The sequence below is a fragment of the Coleofasciculus sp. E1-EBD-02 genome, assembly GCF_040218245.1.
GTDB lineage: Bacteria > Cyanobacteriota > Cyanobacteriia > Cyanobacteriales > Coleofasciculaceae > Coleofasciculus.
Map to the genome: position 1 here is coordinate 11,828 of NZ_JAVJQN010000131.1, position 21,931 is coordinate 33,758.

The 21,931-nt window shown below is 46.8% G+C and carries 20 protein-coding genes; 12 read left to right on the forward strand and 8 right to left on the reverse strand.

Annotated features, from left to right (window positions below):
* The first annotated feature begins 12 nt into the window (after positions 1 to 12).
* The 3 genes from RIC07_RS21260 to RIC07_RS21270 are packed head-to-tail and all read left to right on the forward strand — an operon-like array spanning position 13 to position 1,614.
* Positions 13 to 873 (forward strand): pentapeptide repeat-containing protein, encoded by an 861-nt coding sequence (locus RIC07_RS21260; RefSeq protein WP_446396260.1) that lies wholly within the window; start codon positions 13 to 15, stop codon positions 871 to 873.
* Positions 870 to 1,196: a DUF433 domain-containing protein gene (locus RIC07_RS21265; protein WP_446396323.1), complete on the forward strand. Its 327-nt coding sequence runs from the start codon at positions 870 to 872 to the stop codon at positions 1,194 to 1,196. Before RIC07_RS21260 ends, RIC07_RS21265 begins: the two co-directional genes overlap by 4 nt.
* Positions 1,197 to 1,209: 13 nt before the next feature.
* Complete coding sequence (locus tag RIC07_RS21270) at positions 1,210 to 1,614, forward strand: DUF5615 family PIN-like protein (RefSeq protein WP_446396261.1); 405 nt, start codon at positions 1,210 to 1,212, stop codon at positions 1,612 to 1,614.
* A gap of 256 nt (positions 1,615 to 1,870) precedes the next feature.
* Here the strand turns inward: RIC07_RS21270 and aroF are convergent, their stop codons facing one another.
* Positions 1,871 to 2,713 (reverse strand): 3-deoxy-7-phosphoheptulonate synthase, encoded by an 843-nt coding sequence (aroF, locus tag RIC07_RS21275; protein WP_446396262.1) that lies wholly within the window; start codon positions 2,711 to 2,713, stop codon positions 1,871 to 1,873.
* A 591-nt stretch (positions 2,714 to 3,304) separates the two neighbouring features.
* Between aroF and RIC07_RS21280 the strand changes: the two genes are divergently transcribed.
* The 5 genes from RIC07_RS21280 (at position 3,305) to RIC07_RS21300 (ending at position 11,096) form a co-directional block, all read left to right on the forward strand.
* Positions 3,305 to 4,102: an SDR family NAD(P)-dependent oxidoreductase gene (locus RIC07_RS21280; protein WP_446396263.1), complete on the forward strand. Its 798-nt coding sequence runs from the start codon at positions 3,305 to 3,307 to the stop codon at positions 4,100 to 4,102.
* 131 nt (positions 4,103 to 4,233) lie between these two features.
* Entirely contained in the window at positions 4,234 to 5,364 is a 1,131-nt protein-coding gene (locus tag RIC07_RS21285) for a tRNA (guanine-N1)-methyltransferase (protein WP_446396264.1), read from the forward strand.
* Positions 5,365 to 5,618: 254 nt separating this feature from the next.
* A complete protein-coding gene (locus tag RIC07_RS21290) occupies positions 5,619 to 6,356 on the forward strand; it encodes a peptidylprolyl isomerase (RefSeq protein ID WP_446396265.1) in 738 nt (245 codons plus the stop codon).
* Between the two features lie 58 nt (positions 6,357 to 6,414).
* Entirely contained in the window at positions 6,415 to 9,465 is a 3,051-nt protein-coding gene (locus RIC07_RS21295) for a peptidase domain-containing ABC transporter (RefSeq protein WP_446396266.1), read from the forward strand.
* Between the two features lie 89 nt (positions 9,466 to 9,554).
* Positions 9,555 to 11,096 (forward strand): HlyD family efflux transporter periplasmic adaptor subunit, encoded by a 1,542-nt coding sequence (locus RIC07_RS21300; RefSeq protein ID WP_446396267.1) that lies wholly within the window; start codon positions 9,555 to 9,557, stop codon positions 11,094 to 11,096.
* Between the two features lie 100 nt (positions 11,097 to 11,196).
* Here RIC07_RS21300 and RIC07_RS21305 read toward each other — a convergent pair whose 3' ends face one another.
* A complete protein-coding gene (locus tag RIC07_RS21305) occupies positions 11,197 to 11,592 on the reverse strand; it encodes a toxin-antitoxin system TumE family protein (RefSeq protein WP_446396268.1) in 396 nt (131 codons plus the stop codon).
* Positions 11,582 to 11,872, reverse strand: coding sequence for a hypothetical protein (locus RIC07_RS21310; RefSeq protein WP_446396269.1), 291 nt, complete (start codon positions 11,870 to 11,872; stop codon positions 11,582 to 11,584). Before RIC07_RS21310 ends, RIC07_RS21305 begins: the two co-directional genes overlap by 11 nt.
* 351 nt (positions 11,873 to 12,223) lie before the next feature.
* On the opposite strand from RIC07_RS21310, the gene RIC07_RS21315 reads away from it, so the two are divergent.
* A complete protein-coding gene (locus tag RIC07_RS21315) occupies positions 12,224 to 14,080 on the forward strand; it encodes a protein kinase domain-containing protein (RefSeq protein WP_446396270.1) in 1,857 nt (618 codons plus the stop codon).
* A gap of 653 nt (positions 14,081 to 14,733) precedes the next feature.
* Here RIC07_RS21315 and RIC07_RS21320 read toward each other — a convergent pair.
* From RIC07_RS21320 to RIC07_RS21335, 4 genes are all read right to left on the reverse strand, one after another.
* Positions 14,734 to 14,970, reverse strand: a complete 237-nt coding sequence (locus RIC07_RS21320; RefSeq protein WP_446396271.1) for a hypothetical protein — start codon at positions 14,968 to 14,970, stop codon at positions 14,734 to 14,736.
* 189 nt (positions 14,971 to 15,159) lie between these two features.
* Positions 15,160 to 15,558 (reverse strand): hypothetical protein, encoded by a 399-nt coding sequence (locus RIC07_RS21325; RefSeq protein ID WP_446396272.1) that lies wholly within the window; start codon positions 15,556 to 15,558, stop codon positions 15,160 to 15,162.
* A gap of 437 nt (positions 15,559 to 15,995) precedes the next feature.
* A complete protein-coding gene (locus RIC07_RS21330) occupies positions 15,996 to 16,136 on the reverse strand; it encodes a hypothetical protein (RefSeq protein ID WP_446396273.1) in 141 nt (46 codons plus the stop codon).
* Between the two features lies 1 nt (position 16,137).
* Positions 16,138 to 17,004 carry a calcium-binding protein gene (locus RIC07_RS21335; protein ID WP_446396274.1) on the reverse strand — a complete coding sequence of 289 codons (867 nt, stop codon included), beginning with the start codon at positions 17,002 to 17,004 and terminating at the stop codon, positions 16,138 to 16,140.
* Positions 17,005 to 17,720: 716 nt separating this feature from the next.
* On the opposite strand from RIC07_RS21335, the gene RIC07_RS21340 reads away from it, so the two are divergent.
* A complete protein-coding gene (locus tag RIC07_RS21340) occupies positions 17,721 to 18,983 on the forward strand; it encodes a hypothetical protein (protein WP_446396275.1) in 1,263 nt (420 codons plus the stop codon).
* Between the two features lie 73 nt (positions 18,984 to 19,056).
* Positions 19,057 to 21,324 (forward strand): heavy metal translocating P-type ATPase, encoded by a 2,268-nt coding sequence (locus RIC07_RS21345; RefSeq protein ID WP_446396276.1) that lies wholly within the window; start codon positions 19,057 to 19,059, stop codon positions 21,322 to 21,324.
* Positions 21,325 to 21,349: 25 nt separating this feature from the next.
* Here RIC07_RS21345 and RIC07_RS21350 read toward each other — a convergent pair whose 3' ends face one another.
* Positions 21,350 to 21,565, reverse strand: coding sequence for a hypothetical protein (locus tag RIC07_RS21350; protein ID WP_446396277.1), 216 nt, complete (start codon positions 21,563 to 21,565; stop codon positions 21,350 to 21,352).
* 20 nt (positions 21,566 to 21,585) lie between these two features.
* On the opposite strand from RIC07_RS21350, the gene RIC07_RS21355 reads away from it, so the two are divergent.
* Positions 21,586 to 21,882: a DUF5132 domain-containing protein gene (locus RIC07_RS21355; protein ID WP_446396278.1), complete on the forward strand. Its 297-nt coding sequence runs from the start codon at positions 21,586 to 21,588 to the stop codon at positions 21,880 to 21,882.
* Positions 21,883 to 21,931: the final 49 nt, after the last annotated feature.

The following is a 21,931-nucleotide window of genomic DNA, read 5'->3' on the forward strand; positions in this document are numbered from 1 at the left end:
CGTTCTCGATTCATGATTCATTCGCACCCGCTTAATTTTACTAACCAAGACTTGCGAAACCGCTCTTTTAAAGGTCAAAACCTCAACGGTGCAGACTTTAGCGGTTCAGATATTCGAGGTTGTGATTTTAGCTATGCTTCCTTAAAAGGAGCCAATTTTGAGCGAGTCAAGGTGGGTCAAACACTCAGACAGATCATCTTGGTACTAGGAGTGGCGATGATAGTGGCATTATTAGCAGCCGATGCGATCGCGCATACAATTTTTGGGGCTTTGGGTCAGATTCCGGGAGGTTCAACTTGGGCTTATATTCTAGCCTTATATATTAGTTTGGGAATGGCTGGGGCGGGTTCGGGAGTTAGGGAGATTACGGGTACAAAGTCTAGCGTCGGACAGATCGCAACCGTGATATCGGGAACAGCATCTGGTGCTTTGCTGAGTTTCTTCTACGCCGGAACCACCACTGACAACAACCCCCAAATCGCTACGGCGGCGGCGGTGTTGGGAGGAATAGTCGCAGCGATTGTGAGTTTCAAAGTGAGAAGTCGATTCGTCGCCATTGCGATCGCAGTGGCGGGAACTCTCGCGGGGTATGGGTTTGCGTTTCTGGTGGGAACGAGTGCGATCGCGTATTTAAGCGTGCAAAAGCTAACTTTGGGAGTTGTCTGTAGTTGTTTATCGGTGAGTTTTCTCTGGCTGACGATGCACTCCCTGATCCTCGCGATTCGAGAAATTAAAGAGTTTTCGGGGACATGCTTTAGAGGTGCTAACTTGACGAATGCTGTATTTGAGCCAGGTCGGAGAGAAAGTGCGATCGCTCCCCCCTTTCTGACTTCCGCTAGAATATTTAGGGGTAACAATAGCGAATGTCGATGAACGTGCAACTGGTCAATTCATTGGTGCAAATTATTGAATCCCTCACCCCAGAAGAACGCCGTTTGCTCATTGAACAACTTAGTAACCAGCGAATTCAGGTGACAGCAGGGGTATGTGGTGGACACCCGTGCATTCACAACACGCGCATCCCCGTATGGACATTGGTGGCTTTTCGCCAGCAAGGGGCGGATGATCAGGAACTTCTGCGAAATTATCCGACATTGACGCAAGACGACTTGACGGCGGCTTGGGCATATTATAAACAGCATCCAGAAGAATGCGATCGCGTGATCGCGACGGTTGATCAGGATGGGGATGGTTAAGTAGAGACGCGCCATGGCGCGTCTCTACTCGAATGAGAATTTTCCCCTGGATATTGTCCAGGAACTCCGCCAATTGGGTTATGATGTTCTCACCTCTTATGATGCAGGGCAAGCGAATCAAGGTATCCCAGATGACGAGGTTCTTGCCTTTGCCATCCAACACGAACGAGCCGTGATTACGCTCAACCGGGATGATTTTATTGAGTTACACCGTAGCGGTATTCCTCACCACGGTATCATTATCTGTAAAACGGATCGAGATTATAGCGGACAGGCACAAGCGTTACATAGTTACCTGCAAGAAGAACTAAACAACAACCCGGTGGGAACGTTGCGCGATCGCTTAATTCGAGTGAAAAAACAGACACCTACTAAATCCAGCCGTCAAGTGTTTGTGATCCAAGAATATACCCGGTGAGTCTTCCTCATCGCGACGATGCATTCTACTCTGCTACTCTTTATTCCTCTCTCCCTGGTAATTGGGTTAACTAACACTCTTGGCGCGAAAAGCCGTTTAATGTTCCCGAAACCTCGCATTATTAGGCAAGATAACATCATCTTACTTGACCACCAGCGACAAGGGAATCGACCTGACAACGACAACATCCCGGAACTGTTTCTAAGTCCGGGATAAGGCGATCGCATCAGCCGAAAACTCAATTTAAAATTAAACCTCAGGCTAACACAGCCGCTAAACTGGCTGGAATTTTTCGCCCGACGGCGGCGGCGACGGGATGTAAGCTGTGAACTAATTGCACCATATCGTCTAACGATAACGCTTGACGGGCATCCGATACGGATTTTTCCGGTTCGGGATGACACTCGATGATTAATCCATCCGCACCTACTGCGACAGCCGCTTTCGCCAACGGGGAAATTAATTCCCGTTTCCCCGTGGCATGGGAGGGATCGACAATCACAGGCAATGAAGTCATCTGCTTGAGTGCCACAACTGCCCCCAAATCTAAGACATTCCGGGTATAGGTATCGAAACTGCGAATCCCTCGTTCACACAGCACCACCTGAGAATTTCCATGACTGAGAATATATTCGGCTGCCATAACGAATTCTTCTAGAGTCGCCGCTAATCCCCGCTTCAGCAGAATCGGTTTATCAATTTGACCCAAGGCTTTGAGTAAATCAAAGTTTTGCATATTACGACTGCCCACCTGAAGCATATCAGCATGGGCAGCGACTAACTCGATTTGGGTAATGGACATGACTTCCGTCACCACGGGAATCTGATGACGCGATCGCACCTGGGATAATATTTCTAATCCCTCTACCCCTAAACCTTGGAACGAGTAAGGGGAGGTGCGGGGTTTGAAAGCACCGCCGCGTAACGCTTGAACTGGGGCGCGTTGCAATTGAGTCGCAACCGTTTCCATCTGCGATCGACTCTCCACCGTACAAGGACCGGCAATTATTACCAGTTCCTCACCGCCGAAAGTGATACGATCCGACAGATGAACCAAAGTTTGGCGATCAGATTGAGTGGCAAGTGTAGCATTCAACATCAGACTAATTCCTTTAAACAATGAGTGGACAATAAAAAAACCCGGTTCCTTGTGGGTTCCGGGTTCTGAGAAAATTTAACGCAGCATCACCTACCCGGAACTACTTCCGAACCAAAAAAAGTAAAACAAGGTAAACCAGTGATTCAGGTAGGTTGTCATCAGATACTCCTTAAAAAACAAAAAGACCGCAGCTTTCGCTCTGCGGTCCACCGGGGAGGTTCCATGAGGAACTCTGCTCACCTCCGGTGAACCTCCGTAAACCAAAAATAAAAGTAGTTGTTGCAGTTGAGCATAGCTGTGGGCTTTCTATGAAACGTTAACGAGATGCCTGTTACTGGACACGATAGCAAGCTGTTGTGGCTAAGTCAATACCTGATCGGGATCAAGTTTCTGTTTCCCACGGGTGTGGAGGCAAGATGTAGGTTGGGTTGATGGACGAAACCCAACTCATATATATCGCACTACGGGGATACCTTAGGACATCAGTTTCTCCCAAGAGGGAACAGGGAACAGGGAACAGGGAACAGTAAAAATCAAAACTCAAGAACTCTAGCTCAAGAAGGATGTAGATTCTAGCTTGTTCTGTCTACTGTGGCGAATAGTTCTAATATTCCATTGGGTAAAGATAGCATTATGGGTCGAGTCGATAACAAAATTGCTCTCGTCACAGGTGGCGTTGCTGGCATTGGACAGGCGATCGCACGACTACTGGGAGCAGAAGGGGCAAAGGTAGTGGTAACGGACATTGACCAACAAAAGAGTCAAGACACCATCAGCCAGATTGAGCAGGCAGGTGGCAAAGCTCAATTCTACCAGCATGATGTTGCCTCACCAGAGGATTGGCAACGTGTTTTAAATGAAACGCAAACTGTTTGGGGTATACCCAATATCCTCGTCAATAATGCCGGGATTCTCTTCTACAAAGAACTGGCGAAAACAACAGTAGACGATTGGCACAAAATGATGAATGTCAATGCTTTAGGCGTTTACCTGGGCATGAAGTATTGTGCGCCATTAATGGCTCAACAGGATGGCGGTTCAATTGTGAATATTTCTTCCACGGCTGGCTTACTCGGTGTTCCCCGACAAACCTTGTACGGTGCAAGTAAAGGCGCTGTACGCACGATGACCAAAGATGCGGCGATGGAATTCGCACCCCAACAGGTACGCATTAACTCAGTTCATCCCAGTATTGTAGATACGCAGATGGCAGATTACGGTGCTAAAGAACGGGGGAAAAGCAAGGAAGAGTTGGGCAAAATGTATCCCCTCGGTCGAATTGGTAAACCTAGCGATGTTGCCTATGCTACGTTATTTCTGGCTTCTGATGAATCCAGTTTTATTACAGGCTCTGAATTAGTTATCGACGGTGGGTATAGCGCCAGATAAAAGGTGTTCGGTCTATCCAAGCAAGATCCCCGACTTCTTTGAGAAGTCGGGGATCTGTGTACATCACTTATTTGAAAATTTGAAAAATAATAAATAATAAATAATAAATATAAGACTCAAAAGCGCAAACAATGAACCTAAATTTAACCGAACATACCGAAGGCAACGCCACATTTAAAATTGGTAATGCGTTTTATCGCCCAGGGACGCAAGTGGTGCGAGATTTAGGGGTTTTAGCTGCAGCCATTTATAAGTCTAAAATTGGTCACTTACGAGTAATTGATGCGATGAGTGGCTGTGGAGTGCGTTCTCTACGCTATAGTTTGGAGAGTCAAGCCGATTGGATCTGGGTGAATGAGGGAAATCCTGAGCTTAAGCCGATTCTACAGCAAAATTTAGCAGGCGCGATCGCAAGCCATAAAGCCACCCTTACCCATCTCGACGCCAATCAGGTCTTTTTTGAGTGCTATAACCGCCGAGATTACTACGATTTCATCGATGTGGATTGCTTTGGTTCCCCTACCCCTTATCTGGATACCAGCCTCTGGGCGCTGAAACTAGGCGGACTCCTCTATCTCACCAGTACCGATGGGCGTAAACTAACAGGTCATGCTTCAGAAAGTAGTTTGGGTATTTATGGGGCATATCCCCGCAACCATCCCGCTGCCCAGGAACAAGGATTGCGAGTGGTGATTGGTAAACTCCAGCAGCAAGCCATTGCCAAGGGTTTGGGGATTGAGCCGATTTTCTCCCTGTTTACGGGTCAAACCTATCGCCTGATGGTGCGTTTGGTCAAAACCCAGCCGTTGACGCTACAAAATTACGGGTTTCTGGGTTATTGTCATCACTGTGGTAATTATCAAATTGTGTCCTGGCGTCAGTTAGGGCGTGTGGTTTGTGCTTATGACCAAAAATCCCTGACCCTGAGTGGTCCCCTGTGGCTGGGACTGTTGCATAATCAATCTTGGTTAAGACAGATGCAGGAATTAGCTCAAAAGTGGCACTGGCCAAAACGGGTACAACTCCTCAGCCTCATGAAAGCCGAAGCCGATTTCCCGCCCTACTTTTATACCTTGGCGGAAATTGGACGCCGAGGGCGTTTGGATATCCCCAAACGAGAGTATCTGATTCAGGCATTGCGCGATCGCGGATATTTCGCCTGTGCGACTCATATTACACCCGGAGCGATTAAAACCAACGCCGATATTCACACTTGTATCGCTGTCGCCCTAAATTCTGTACACTGTACTAAGAAATGTTAACAAGCTTCAAACCCTTACGAAGGACGTAGCTTGCTTCTTTTCGGGAACGAGTAGGGCAATGACAAATGACGAATTATTACTGTTGCACAAAAAAATTAACAAAATTCTCGCCCCAAGGAAAAATCTTAACTTTCATAAACTTTTAATTCATCGTGGTGCTAGAGTATAACGCTGAGTTGAAGCAAGATGTTATCTTGGAAATCGCCCAGTCCATTACCTATTGAAAACACTACCTTGAGAGGCTTCTCACCACGATGACTGCCATTTTAAAGGTTGGCGACCAAACCATCACGGCTGAAGAAGTAATTCCCCTGTTAGCCAAATATCAATTACTCCCTCAGTTATTGCGAGAAATCATTATTGATCAAGCCATTGCCACCCTAGATTGTACCGACGAAGAAAAAAATGCTGCCTGCGAGCAGTTCTATACTAAAAATCAGCTAACTTCCGAGGAAGAGCGTCAAGCGTGGCGCGATCGCCAAGACTTAAGCTTAGAACAAGTTGAAGAGTTAGCGGTTCGGGGACTGAAGCTGGAAAAATTTAAACAGGCGACTTGGGGACATAAGATTGAGTCCTATTTCCTCAAGCGCAAAGGACGGTTAGATCGGGTGATTTATTCCCTGATTCGGACAAAGGAGGCGGCGATTGCCCAAGAACTCTATTTTCGTATCCAAGAAGGAGAACAATCGTTTAATGAACTCGCCCGTGATTATTCCCAAGGACCAGAGGCGCAAACAGGCGGATTAGTCGGACCTGTGGAACTGAGTACACCCCACCCCACCTTGGCGCAAATGTTAACCGTTAGCCAACCCGGTCAACTTCTACCCCCTACCCGCTTGGGGGACTGGTTTATCGTCATTCGTTTAGAAAAGTTTTTACCCGTACAACTAGATGATGCCATGCGTCAGCGACTCCTGGATGAAATGTTTACCACCTGGTTAAAAGAGCAACTGCGACAACAGATATCCTTAGGTACACCTGTTCAATCCTAAACCCTGTCAAGACGTGCCATGCTACGTCTGGAACAATGCTATTCCCTGAGGCTTGCCCATGACCTACACAAAGACAACGATTCAGGATTTTCTGGCGGATATCGTTCCCTTCAATCAACTTGAAGCTTCGACCCTAACCAAGTTGGCGGAAAAAAGTCAACTGTTGCGCTATCGCATGGGTCAACCGATCCTGGTGCGAGACAAAATGCCCTCTCAAATCTCGATTCTCTATGAGGGAAAGGCGCGGCTTTTAAGCTACGAACAAACCACCCAAAAACCCGTCACTCTGGACTTGTTGAAACCGGGCGCGATTCTGGGTTGGGTGAGTCTGATCCGGGGTATCCCTTGTGAAACCGCGATCGCATCGACGGAATCGGTCTGTTTAACCATCCCCACGGGTCAGTTTTTATCGTTGATGGCACAGGAACCCACCGCTACCGCCGCGTTCCAAAACCAGTGCAGTGTCATCGAAGCCTTCGAGTTAATCGGCGCGGAGTTGGTGCGCCAAGCCAGTGGGATTATGAATCTCAAAGAACTGGCAAAAAACGCTTACCAAGATGCCGAGGTGCGTTACCTCTATCCCATGACAGACGCCACGGAACTGCTGACACCAGATCGGGTGTGGTTTGTCAGTGGCGGGAGTGTCGTCAAAGATTTTCCCGTGGGAAGTCGGCTGACGCCAGAGGCAATTTCTCAGGGATTGGACATCCAAGGATCTACCCCCGCCCGGATTGTCGGGTTTCGCGAATCGGATTTAGTCGGGGAAGGTGAAACTGAACCCCCTACCGCCCCAGTTACAGTAGTTGGTGAACAAACCCCCCTCACCACCGACGATGACCCCTGGCTGGATGATACCGATGGCAACGATAGTATCCCCTATGCCCCCGATAAACCGCCAGAAGCCACAGAGGACGTCGATCAAACCTCTGACCAACGCCGCAAATATCCCCATGTCCGAGGGAAGGGACTCCTCGATGGTACCCTCGCCTGTTTCCAAATGCTGAGTAAGTATTTAGAAATGCCCTTTCGCCGGGATGTGATTCGTCGGGTACTTAATGAACAGATGCAGCGAACTGGGGGACTGTCGTTACCCCTGTGTGGGGCGGTGGCGGATTTAATCGGTTTACATGCCCAATTGGTAAATGTACCGCCCCAATCGATTAGTCGCCTGCAAACCCCCGCCCTGGTTCCTTGGTATGAAGGCTTTGCCGTTCTCTATGAAGCCAAGCCACGGGAATTGCTGCTGGGCGTGCCAGAACTGGGGATTGTCCGCCGCAAACCTGCTGATTTACTGGATAGTTTACCGAGAAGCGAAGACGGGCAGTCACCGGAAGCGATCCCAGTGCTGCTGGTACAACGGACGAAACATACGCCGAAGCAACGGTTTGGTTTGCAGTGGTTTCTGCCGTCGCTGGTACGCTATCGCCGCGTCTTAATTTTGGTGTTTATCGCCTCCTTTTTTGTGCAGCTATTTGGATTGGCGAATCCGTTGATGATTCAGGTGATCATCGATAAGGTGATTGTGCAGAACAGTATTGATACGCTGCATGTGCTGGGGTTGTTCCTGGTGATCATTGCCGTTTTTGAGGCGCTATTAACCAGTTTCCGAACCTATCTATTTGTGGATACGACGAACCGGATTGACATGCATCTGGGGTCGGAGATTATTGACCACTTAGTCCGCTTACCGTTGCGGTATTTTGAACGGCGTCCCGTGGGGGAACTGGCAAGTCGAATTAATGAGTTAGAAAATATTCGGCAGTTTCTTACCGGAACGGCGTTGACGGTGGTGTTAGATGCGGTGTTTTCCGTGTTGTACATCGTGGTCATGTTTATTTATAGCTGGGTGCTAACCATTGTCTCCTTGGCGATTATTCCCCTGTTTGTGTTGTTAACCGTCATTGTTTCACCGATTGTCCGTCGCCAACTGCGAACTAAAGCCGAACGGAACGCCCAGACGCAATCCTATTTAGTGGAAGTTATGTCTGGGATTCAAACCGTCAAAGCGCAAAACATCGAGTTGCGATCGCGCTGGCAATGGCAGGAACGCTATGCCCGGTATGTATCGGCAGGGTTTAAGACGGTGCTAACGTCCACAACGGCGGGTTCAATGAGTAATTTCTTGAATAAACTCTCGGCGTTGTTAGTGTTATGGGTGGGGGCTTATCTGGTGTTAGATGGGCAATTAACCTTGGGGCAATTAATCGCTTTCCGAATTATTTCCGGCTATGTTACCAGTCCCCTACTCCGGTTAGCCCAACTGTGGCAGAATTTCCAAGAAACGGCGCTATCCTTGGAACGGTTAAGTGATATTGTGGATAGCCCTCAAGAAGCGGATGAAGAGGATCGCTTAAATATTCCTATGCCTGCGATTAAAGGGGAAGTGGAGTATGAAAATCTCTCTTTCCGCTTTGGCACCAGTGGTCCTTGGCAATTAACCAATATTAACCTGCATTTTCCGGCTGGTATATTTGTCGGGATTGTCGGTCAAAGTGGTTCGGGTAAGAGTACGTTAATGAAACTATTACCCCGCCTCTATGATGTCGATTCAGGCAGAATTCTAATCGACAACTACGATATCTCCAAAGTTGAACTCTATTCTCTACGTCGTCAGGTAGGGATTGTACCCCAGGATAGTCTGCTGTTTGATGGTACGGTACAAGATAATATTGCCCTGACCAATCCCGATGCTAGCGCCGAGGAAATCATTGAAGCCGCCAAAGTCGCTGCCGCTCATGACTTTATCATGGGCTTGTCCAGTGGTTACAATACAAGAGTCGGGGAGCGGGGATCATCTCTATCAGGAGGACAACGCCAGCGGATTGCCATTGCCCGCACGGTACTACAAAATCCGCGACTCTTAATTTTGGATGAAGCCACCAGCGCCCTTGACTATGACACCGAACGGCAAGTTTGTTTAAATCTAATTGAAGCCTTCAAAGGACGCACCGTCTTTTTCATTACCCACCGTCTAAGTACCATTCGCAACAGCGACATCATTTTAATGATGGATAAAGGCTCAGTCGTTGAACAAGGAACCCATGACGAACTGATGGCACTGCAAGGGCGCTACTACTGCCTCTATCAACAGCAAGACGCTCAACTTTAATGGTCATTCATCATGCTTATGTTAGTAGCCAGTAAGCAAATAACGAATGACAACTGACGAATGACGAATGACGAAGGACTAATTATATCATGAATCAACGCAACGGATCATCCAGCCAACCCCTTGCCACGCGATCGCCCGCACAGTCGGTGAAAACCGCAACCAAAGCCGGAACCACCCGTCGAACCAATCAACCCCCAGAATTTGATCAACCCGTTATCCTGCAACAATCTCCCCTGTGGCCCCGCATGATTGTGGTAGCGATTCTTGGGGTGACGACATTAACCGTCGGATGGGCGTGTTTGGCGAAAATTGAAGAAGCCATTCCCGCCCAAGGCAAACTCGAACCCAAAGCCGCCGTCAAGGAAGTCCAAGCCCCTCAAGGTGGGGTGGTTAAATCGGTGGAGATTGAAGAAGGCGATCGCGTCGAAAAAGGGGATACCCTACTCACCTTTGACCAAACGGCGGCTCAAGCTCAATTTAAATCCCTCCAGCAAATTCGCGCCGCTTTAATCCAAGAAAATCAATTTTATCAGGCTCAGATGACGGGCAAAGCCGTTCCCATTGACCCCGAAAATCTGCCAGAGAAACTCCCGCCCCAAATTGCCTCACTGACCAAAAATCGGGCGGCTTTAGTGGCAGAAAAGAACTTTTATCAAGCCCAACTCACCGGAAATCCAGCCGGATTAACTCTAGCCCAACGGCAACGCTTACAGGCAAGCCAAAACGAGTATAACTCTCGTGTCGCGGCAGCCGATTTAGAAGTCGAACAACTCAACCGACAACTGACTCAAACCCAAATCCAACTTGCCGATGCTGAACAAGTGTTAGCCTTTAACCAACAAATTACCGATCGCCTAGAAAAACTGTGGCGAGAAGGTGCATTCGGCGAACTCCAGTATCTGCGTCAGAAACAAGACACCGACAGCAGCGCCGCCGAAGTAGCCCGTTTGAGACAAGAACAGGAACGGTTAGATAAAGCGATTCAGCAAGCCCAGGAACGCAAACAAAACACCATGGCGCTCTCAGAAGAAGAACTGCGAACGCTAATTGCCCAAAACGAACAACGGATTGCTGAAATTGACAGCCAACTCACCAAAATTATTGTTGAAAACCAAAAACGTCTCCAAGAAATCGAAAGTCAACTCAGCCAAATCCAGGTAACGTTAACCAATCAGGAATTACAGGCACCTGAAGGCGGCATCGTTTTTGACTTGCAAGCCAGTCCTGAATTTGTGGCAAACACCAGTGAACCTGTTCTGAAAATTGTGCCGAATGACACACTCGTTGCCAAAGTTTATATCACTAACCAAGACATTGGTTTTGTCAATGAAGGAATGCCCGTGGATGTCAGGGTTGATTCCTTCCCCTATAGCGAATTTGGGGATGTCAAAGGCAAGTTAGTCCAGATTGGTTCGGATGCCTTACCCCCCAATGAAGTTTATCCCTTCTATCGTTTTCCCGCCGAAATTCGCATGGATAGACAAACAATATCCGTCAACGGCAAAGAAGTTCCCTTACAATCGGGGATGTCGATAAGCGCTAATATCAGGGTACGCAAGCGCCCTGTGATTAGTATCTTCAGCGACTTGTTTATGCGGAAAATTGATAGTGTGAAAACGGTAAGGTAGTCGTTTGTCGGGGTGAGCCAAAACCCTGTAGAGACGTTGCATGCAACGTCTCTACAATCTGTCTGTAAACATAACAGGGTTATGGATACAAAATTTGATATCATGGGTTTTGTTGATGTATTATTTTTTCAACTTCCTTAAGCACCTCAGCTAAAAGTGGAGCATCTGATGTAATGACATTATCCTCGCTGCCATCATGTTTATGATGGGGAAAAGTAGAAAGATTTAATTTTCGGTGGTGTTCTGTATTGTCATAGCGAAAAATTAAATTATTTACTGAATCCATATATTGATAACTATACATTTTTCTATTCAGATAAATTTCTACATAGACAAATTCTCGAAAATGCAGTAATGAATTATCGTTGAAGTCAATTTTTCCTCTAATAAAACCTTCATATATTCCTCTTTTGTCTCGTTCAAGATTAAATAATTGTACGATTGAAGAAGATTCAATCAAAAGCTTAATTTGCTGAAAATACTCTTCAATCAACAAAATCAATTTCCTCTATAGACTCTTTGGTTTTTTGTAGATGTGTCAACATTCGAGATTCTCCAATCCATTCATCAAAGTCAAAATTATGGGCGAATTCATCATTGTTAAATCGGGTGATAAATTCCTCTGTCGATAATTGATACTTGGTTTCAAATGCTTGAAGACGTTCTTGTGTTTTTTTTATGCCTGCGTTAATGCTATGTAATCTTTCCGACAAAGCACTTTGAATAATTTGTCTGAGAGAATCTGGATCTTTTGATCTAAGTTTGAGTTCAGCCATCCTCTTTTGTTTAGATTTTGAAGGAGTTGTTTAATTGTATCGCAGTGCGATCGCGGATTTTGTCGCGGGCTTCCCTTGATAAAGCTTTAACCTTAAGTTCTCCCAGCAAAAAAAACGAAACAGCCTCACAGTGAGGCTTTCCGCGATTTTTGAGCCACCCTGCTTATGTACAATCGATGAAACTTATCTCATTGATGTGACTAAACCCGCCCCGACTCAATTCAATCGGTTATCCCTAGCGCTAGTATGAAAGGCAGAGCCTCCCTAAAAGCATTCCCTTCTCAAGCCTGGAAACGAGGCGACGAGGCTACGGAGAGCTTCCCTGTTCCCTGTTCCCTGTTCCCTTGAGTAATGAGCTACTGTATCAACCTCACCTGTCAATCTCCCCAAAACCAGAATGGGAGTAGGGTTTGCCAAAACTGTGGGGCAAAATTACGACTAGGCGATCGCTATACACCTATTCGCCAAATTGGTCAAGGGGGTTTTGGGAGAACCTTCTTGGCGGTGGATGAATATAAACCCTCGAAACCCCATTGCGTGATTAAACAGGTTTTTCCTCATATTCACGGAAGTCAAAACCGACAAAAAGTAGCAGAACTCTTTGAACAAGAAGCGGTGCGCCTGGACGAATTAGGTAAACATCCCCAAATTCCAGAACTCTTGGCGCATTTTGAAGCAGAGGGTTGTCAATATTTGGTGCAAGAGTTTATTCCGGGACAGACTTTAGCTGAAAAACTGGCTCAAGAGGGTAGTTTTGATGACACTCAAATTATTAACCTGTTGCAGGATTTATTACCCGTCTTACAATTTATCCACAACCAACAGGTGATTCATCGAGATATTAAACCCGAAAATATTATTCAACGTATTCCAGCTTCTCCGTCTCAACTGACTCAAATTTCAGCAACCTCTCAGACAGAATCTGTCACCTCTTTCCAGACGTCTGCCCCCAAACTGGTACTGGTGGATTTTGGTGCCTCTAAGTTTTCCCCTAGAACCGCCCTATCGGTTACCGGAACCGTGATTGGCAGTGCTGGCTATACTGCCCCGGAACAAGCCGCCGGGAAAGCCGTATTTGCTAGCGATATCTATAGTTTAGGTGTAACTTGTATTCATCTTTTAACCAAAACTGATCCCTTTGATCTGTATTCATTCGATGACGGGGTTTGGGTATGGCGAGACATTCTTAACCATCCAATCAGCGAACGGTTAGGTCGCATTCTGGATAAAATGTTGCAAGGTGCGACAAAGCAACGTTATCAGTCAGCGACAGAAGTCCTCCATGACTTAGAGACGGTGACAAATCCGCCTTCATTATCTCTGTCTAAAACACCTTCCTTACTTCCAATAAAAAAAGAACTGATTGTCGCTAAACTGGGTGAGGCGAATTATCGACGTATCCGGGATGCGATTAAACAGGCGGAACCTCAGACGCGCATTATCGTGCGTCCCGGTTTCTATCAGGAAAGTTTAGTAATTGATAAGGACGTGGAAATTGTGGGACAGGGACAACCCGAGGATATTATTATCGAAAGTCGATACCAACCTTGTCTGCAAATTCAGACCGAACAAGCCGTTGTTCGCGGCTTAACCCTGCGTCATCAAGATTGGTTTAATGTACAACAGGCAAATGGGATGGGGCGTTTAATTGGTGAACCCTTGCTGAAGCCCTATGCCATTGATATACCTCAAGGGCAATTAATTTTAGAGGACTGTACGATTATATCCAACGGTATTGCCTGTATCTATATTCATGGCGCGATCGCGAATCCCAAAATCCGCTATTGTCAGATCCAAGGTGGAGCGATGTATGGGATTTTAGTGAGTCAGAATGGTCAGGGATTAATAGAAAACTGTACCCTATCAGACCATAATACGGGCGTGTCTATTCTTAAAGGCAGTCATCCCACGCTACAGCACTGCAAAATTTATAGAATGCAGCAGGATGGCGTATTTATTGGTTCGGATTGTAAAGTGACGTTAGCCGCCTGCGATATTGGCGCAAATGGGGGAGTTGGCGTCACAATTAAAAAAGAGGGTAATGCTAAGATTTGGCAATGTCAGATTAATCGGAATCAGGCACAAGGAATTTATGTCGAATCCAATGGTGCCGGTCCAATTGAAGCGTGTGATTTGAGTGGGAATCGGGGTGGGGCTTGGTATATTGCGCCCCAGTGTTCGGTAAATCGGCATGGGAATCGGGAGTAGAAGACGCGCCATATTCATGCAGCAAGCCCTATATAGGGGCTGCTGAATAAGTGTTGTGGTGAGGGGGAGCGGGGGAAGCTGGGGAAGCTGGGGGAGCTGGGGGAGCTGGGGGAGCAAGGGTACATTTTTCCTGAGCAAAGTGATGCCATACATTTAAAGAATACTACCCGATTTCCTTGAATCAAACCCTCTGTCAATAAAGCTCAAAGTATTGATGGGCTTTGCGGTTTCGGCTTCGTGCAGCAAGCCCTACATAAAGACAATGGTAGGGGCGACCCGCCGCATTCAATTCACACCGCCCAGCCCTTAATGTGATCGGGTCGCCCTGGGCTGAGTATCGGGAATGATCAGAAACCACGTACCGTTATAAAAGGGCGAGTCGAGATAGGTTAATTCTCACACCGCCGACGATATGCAGCGACCATGGGTGTCAACTTAAGGTGCAAACTAATACTGACAAGGTTTTAAGCTGTGTCTGTCTACTCCTCGACATTTCCCCCTCATCCCCTAACCCCTTCTCCCACCGTGGGGAGAAGGGGAACCGGATCTCTTGCTCCCCTCTCCCAAGCTTGGGAGAGGGGCTGGGGGTGAGGGGTTGAGCTTAAGTTGACACCAATATGCAGCGACTCGCCCCTACAACCGCGATAATTCCTCTAACTTTCGTAAGCACGCCCGCCTCTAGACAGCGCTGTTGCCAAGGCGATTCCGGGTAAGGTGATCACGATAGCCCAAGGCGATCGCAACCAGTCTAGCTGTGCTTCTTTTTGCTGATAAGACTCAGACTGCTTATACATACAGGGTTGAGCGGAACTAGCTGAACCTAGCACCACACCCGTTGCGATCGCGCTCGTCGCCAAAACAGCCGCTACTACTACTTTAGGTTTCATCATCGTTTAAATAAATCTTAAAGGACTTTACTAGGAACGATCCCTGTTCGCACCCAACTTGTCTAGATTTTATATCATGTCAGGCTATGCAAGTTCCCTCCCCTTGACAAGGGGAGGGTTAGGGAGGGGTTCAATCAAGGTATGGCGGATTTTTCACCAATGGCACGCCATGCATCCCTACCTCGATTGGTGTTATCTATGAACCGATGCGGATGGGTTTATCAGTTTATAGGTGACTTCTTTAATCCGGTGAACACTATTGATCTGAATGCCGAGATTCAACAGAATTTCCCACCCTTCACCTAAAAGATTCAGTCCCAATAATTTTCCTTGATCAAAGCATAGGCTATGTTCTTGGAAGTTATTTAATTTGATGACGTTCCCATTCCAGACTAAAGACTCTAAAAGTACAGACTCCGTATTATTCCCATTCAGGAAATGACCAGAGCAGCTAAATGTACCTCTGCCAACTCCATGCACCTGAAACTCATAACAGAGGGAGTTATCTGAACCGGACTTAGCAGTAACTTTGGCTAAGGGCTGGGAAGCAGCAGGGGCGGCAACGGAAACGGTTGAGTAATTTTGATTCATTGGAAGTCTATAGGTAAAGGACAATCCTCGTGCTTCAGACAACACCCCGTCAATCTTTGAGTATTTACTATCGTATGTATTGCGCTTAATTAATATTTATAACATTTCGTTTACAATCTGTCTAGTCTTCTCATGAAAATTGCTGATAATCTTCAGATTGTCAGTGAATTAATTAATTTTTAATTGTAGAATTAAGCTTTGGTAAATTTATCGCCGTCACTATATTAAAAAAGGTAAATTTAAGCGGCAAAGGTTTATTTAGAAGCGTAATGCGCTAATCTAAATGAAGAGTGTACATGCAACCTACTTCCACCCAGCGATCTCTCACGCTTGGGTTTCTTGAGTACCACTTAGCGTCATGGGGGCGTCATGGGGGCGTCATTGGGCGCGATCGCGAGATGTCCGATTCATATCATGTATAGCACTACGGGGATACCTTAGGACATCAGTTGATCCCAAGAGGGAACAGGGAACAGGGAACAGGGAACAGGGAACAGGGAACAGGGAACAGTGTAGACATAGACCTGTAGAGACGTTGCATGCAACGTCTCTACAAGGTTATTGTAGTTTCTTAACACCTCAACTAGAAAATATGGTTAGTTCTGCGCCAAAAATATCCGTTGATTGAGCCGCTACTGTTTGAACATCAACATTATGGATCGTTGCCATAATCCAATAATGAGGTAAAGCAATCATCGTATCATTACCTTGTCCAATCAAAACTACGTGGCGTGGATCTAAGCTACCTAAATCAATTTTGTCTTGATAGGGGTTAAAGTTATTAATCTCACTAGATCCCCACATTTCTAAGCCAATGGTATCCTGTCCACCACCCAGCCAGATTTGATTTTGACCTCTACCTGCATTAATTAAATCATCACCTGAACCACTGTAAATAATGTCATTTCCATGTCCGGTACTAATCGTGTTTACCCCTTCACCAGCGTAGACGGTATCATCACCAGAACCAGTGGTAATCGTATCATTTCCAGAGCCACTATAAATCAGATTGTCACCATTTCCAGCATCAATGACATTCAACCCTTCATTGGCATAAATGGTGTCATTGCCATCCCCAGCCGTAATTGTGTCAGCAGCCGAACCGCCATAAATCAGATTATTGCCATCTCCAGCATCAATGACATTCAACCCTTCATTGGCATAGATGGTATCATTGCCATCCCCAGCCGTAATTGTGTCAGCAGCCGAACCGCCATAAATCGAATTATTACCATCTCCAGCATCAATTATATTGACCCCTTCATTGGCGTAGATGGTATCATTGCCATCCCCAGCCGTAATTGTGTCAGCAGCCGAACCGCCATAAATCAGATTATCACCATATATCGCAATAATCCTATTGATTCCTTCACCACCAAAAATAACATCATCACTTGATGTGCCTTCTAGCCAATCATCACCAACTGTTCCAAAAATGTAATTCATCGACTTGCTCCAAATGTGATTGTATGATATTGGATTATCTCTTGGATCTGTATGCTAAGACGGCAACTTTCCACCCATGCATTAACTTGAATTTTGCGACAATATAATCGCGCCAACCCTCTTTTTGAATGCAATATTTTCTAGTCAGAGTAAAATTGAATTCAACTTTATTTTATAAAGTTTTCTCTTGTTTTTTATAAAGTTTTAATAAAGAAATCATCAGGATTTTATGAAGTTTTGGTCAAGACGCAACCTAACTGATAGGCATTCCCATGCCCAGCAATGTTCTCTTGACTCTGAAATGCTGCAGTAATCAGCGATTCGGCATTTAAGCCTTAATGGTATTAAGGACGAAATCACGTTCAGTGCGAGCGTCTCGTTCGCTACTCATCCCTAATTTAAATCCATGACAGCTGATCCAGTTTGTCTAAGTAGCCGAACAACATTACCGTTGACGGTTGAGATGGGAAAGGAACGGGAAGGAACAGTCAGACAGATAATGTATAGCAGAATACAAAGATTCGATCAGTCAAAATCTCAAGCAAAAATCCAACCAATGTATTCCTGTATACATAGAGTATAAGATTAGGTTAAGAGACTCTCTCACATTCATAATATTTTTTTCAGATAAAAAATTAAAGATAGGGTGTATGCTTAAGTATGGAGGTTAACCTGTTCTTAACCAGAGAAACTCCACACTACTGTTACGAGGGTCAATGCCAATGGTTGGTGTGGTTTCACCTCGCCCAGAGCGGCAGGTCGAAATTTTACATGTTGTTCCAGGTCGTCTAAGACTCCGAGTCTTAGGAGAGGAACCGGGAACCGTATTAAAAGCGGTTACGCCTCACCTGCGAAAGCGGGTCGGCGTGCGAGAGATACGAACCAATGAGCAAATTGGAAGTTTACTCATTACCTTTGATACGAATCAGTTATCTCTAGCTCAACTTTTTCAAATTCTGGGGAATTTAGGACTTGGCGAAATTGAACAGCCTCAGAGTCAGGAACCTTTAGACGCAGAGGCTTGGAAAAAATCAGGAACTCAGCTTATATCCTTTATTCCCTTATTAATTGGACTGTTAACCACAAGGCAACTAGGACTGCAAGGATGGCGGTCAATTCTGGTCTATTTACTGACAGCGAATGTCGTTCGCCAGATTATGTATAATTTGGATTGGTTAGAAGACACAGGACAGAAGGAAGGTGACAAGGCGGACGAAAATAATGTCAATTTAGACGGAAAGGCTATTGCAACTGCTACACCTTATGAGCAAAATAATAAGCCGCCAACAGTCGCATTCAATACCAATTCAGCGGTTGTCTATGGCTTAGTTCATACAGTTCCGGGACGGATGCGTTTTCGTGTTCCTAAAGTTACCGAAGATTCAGCCTATCTGCGCCGATTGCAATCCTTAGTTAAAAAAGATGACTGGATTACCCAGATGCGCTGCAACAGCACCGTCGCATCTGTGGTGATCACCTACAATCCGATGCAGGTTTCCGAAGCGGAAGCTGGGTTACATTTCATTAGTCTGATTCAAATCGCTGCTGATCCTGACTTCAAAGAGCCGGAAAGCAGAGGAGCCGGGGATGTAGAGACGTGCCATGGCACGTCTGAGAACCAGGTTGTAGGGGCGGGTTTTACCGATAACGTTCCGGAGACAACAGATAACTTGACTAAACCCGCCCTTCCAGATGAACCAGAGGAAGGATCTGAGGAGATTGCAGCCGAGGTGAATTCGTTGACTCCTCCGGTGCAGGTAGAACAAGAGGATCACAAAAGTGAGGAGCCTGAGGAGAGTTCTGTTGAGCCGGATGTACAACCAGCCAACACCGATGATTCTGTAGCTAATAAATCAGAATCCATGGAAGACGCTCAACCCGCGATCGCAACCTCAGTGAGTCCTTGGTTGGAATTTAAGTCAGCAGCGCTTTCCACCATTCTCAGATTGATGGCAAAAATGCCAATCGTAGGCGTTTAATCCCAGTTGCGATCGCTCCCTATATATTGCTCACCAAAACAAATTGTATTGACAGAAAGAGAGGGTGGTGAAAATGAAGCAAGTGCTTTTGACATCTGGCAATGTTTCCCAGAAACAGACAGCAGCCATGGAACGTAAATCGCCAACTGTGATTGAGCGAACCAAGCCAAAAACACGACAGTTTCAGGTAACCTATCGAGTGGTTCACTCAACACCTGGACGAGTGCGGTTTCGGATTCCGCGCATTGCTCATGATTCTAACTATGCTCAACGGCTGCAACGGCTTTTAGCCGCAGAACCCCAAGTTACGTCTGTGCGGTTAAAACCAGCCGCCGCATCGGTGGTGATTCGCTATCTGCCCAGTGAACCGGATAGCCAGATGCGTTCCCGGTTAGGGAAACTGATTCAGCTTGCTACCAATGCAGCGCTAACGATTCCAGAGAATCCGACGCAGCCAGAGAAGTCACCGGAACCCGGAAATTGGTCTAGATTAAAATTACCGACGTTAGCCACAGTGATTTCTCTGGTTAGTGGTCCATTGGGGTTATCGTTCCATCCTTTAATTATCGGCGGTACAATCGCACTGGCGACAATACCTGTGGCTCGACGGGCGATCGAAAGTATTACTCAGGAACGCCGCCTCAATGTGGATTTTCTGGATCTAGCCGCGATTACGATTATTACCGCTCAACGCCACTTCCTCACCTCCTGTAGTATGTTGGGGCTAATTGAACTGGGTGAGGCAATTCGAGAACGCACGGCGCGTTCCTCTCACAGTCAAACCTTAGATTTGCTCAGTTCCTTGGCGCAGGTTGTTTGGGTGGAACGGAATGGCGAAAAACAGCAAATTCCGATTGAACAGGTACAGCCAGAGGATACCGTGATTGTGTATCCGGGGAATCAGATTCCCGTGGATGGGCAGATTCTGCATGGCAAAGCCCTGATTGATGAGCAAAAACTCACGGGTGAAGCTATGCCCGTGGTGCGAAGTGAGGGGGATAACGTTTATGCCTCCACATTGGTACGGGAAGGACAACTGTATATTCTAGCTGAACGTATCGGTGCAGATACCCTGGCAGGACGAACCCTGAAGTTACTGCAAGATGCCCCGGTTCATGATACCCGTGTGGAAAACTATGCGGCGAAAATTGCCGATCGCATGGTACTGCCGACTTTATTATTAGGGGGGGCTATTTTTGCTCTAACTCGGAATGCGGCGAGGGCGGCGTCAATTTTAACCATTGACTTTGCTACGGGGATTCGGGTATCGGTACCCACTACTGTAATGGCGGCGATGTTAAGTGCAGCCCGTCAGGGGATTCTATTACGGAGTGGGCGGGCGTTAGAGCAATTGGCGCGAGTGGATGCGATCGTTTTTGATAAGACGGGGACATTGACACAAGGCGATGTGGCAATGATTGGGATTAAAACCGCTGATCCCGCTATTTCTGAACTAGATGTGCTGCGACTGGCGGCGGCGGCGGAACAACGGATTACCCATCCGGTTGCGGAAGCCGTAATGCGTTACGCGAATTATCAGGAGGTGATTATACCCCAGCGCGGTGAGTGGGATTACCAAGTCGGTTTAGGGATTCAGGCGCAAATTGAAGGACAGACGGTGTTAGTGGGGAGCGAACGCTTCTTGGTGAAAGAGGGAATTGACCTAGAGTCATTCTATACCGCCCATCCTGACGTGAAGACAACCGGATATCCAACCATTTATGTGGCAAGTAATGGCAGACTTCTGGGTATATTGCAATATACCGATCCCTTGCGCCCCGAAAGTGCTGAAGTGATTGCCCTGTTGCGGGATGAGATTGGGGCGGAAATTCATATCCTAACGGGGGATAATTGTCAACGGGCGGCGACTGTGGCGGCTCAATTAAATATTCCTCCCAGTCATACCCACGCCGAAGCCTTCCCCCAACGCAAAGCGGAAGTGGTGCAGCAGTTACATGAAGCGGGGAAAACGGTGGCGTTTGTTGGTGATGGACTGAATGATTCAGCGGCGTTAGCCTATGCTGATGTATCGGTATCCTTCCGGGATGGATCAGATATTGCCCGCGAAACCGCTGATGTGGTGTTGATGCAGAATAACTTGCGCGGTTTAGTGGAAGCGATTGCGATCGCCCGGAATGCTAAAGAGATTATCCGCCAGAATACCAATATCGTCGCTGTACCTAATTTATCTGGTTTAGCGATCGCGGCGACGGTGGGATTAAATCCGATGACGGCAACGTTAATTAACAATGGTTCTAGTGTGATTGCTGGCGTCAACGGATTACGCCCTGCACTCAAGGGGGATAAAGCGGCGATTGAGGTTGAAGCCACGAGTGACTAATTTGTCATTTGTCATTTGTCATTCGTCATTCGTCATTTGTTATATATCCCTCATCTCCCCCTGCTCCCCCTGCTTCCCCCGCTTCCCCCTGCTCCCCCTGCTCCCCCTGCTTCCCCCGCTTCCCCCGCTCCCCCTGCTTCCCCTGCTTCCCCCGCTCCCCCCGCTTCCCCTGCTCCCCCTGCTTCCCCTGCTTCCCCTGCTCCCCCCGCTCCCCCTGCTGTCTCAACTTGAAAGTTTTCAATCTACGTTTGGAGGTGTTTTATGAGTTTATTTGATCTCGAAGATTTAGTCGAAGACATTGGCATTCCCGGTGTTCTTATCGGTGTTGGTGCGGTTGTTCTTGCACCAATTTTTGGTCCAGCCTTGGCGAAAGCAGGTAAACCTGTTGCTAAAGCTGCGATTAAAGGTGGCATTGTCTTCTATGAAAAGAGCAAAATTGTCATGGCAGAAGCTGGCGAAGCTTTTGGCGATTTAGTGGCACAGAGTAAGGCAGAACTGGCGACTGAATTAGACGAGAATAGCATTGTTCAAGTGTCCAATCATCCGGAAACGAACTAATAGTGTATCCCTAGGATCATGCATTTTCCTGGGTGGGTTGCTAGAATAA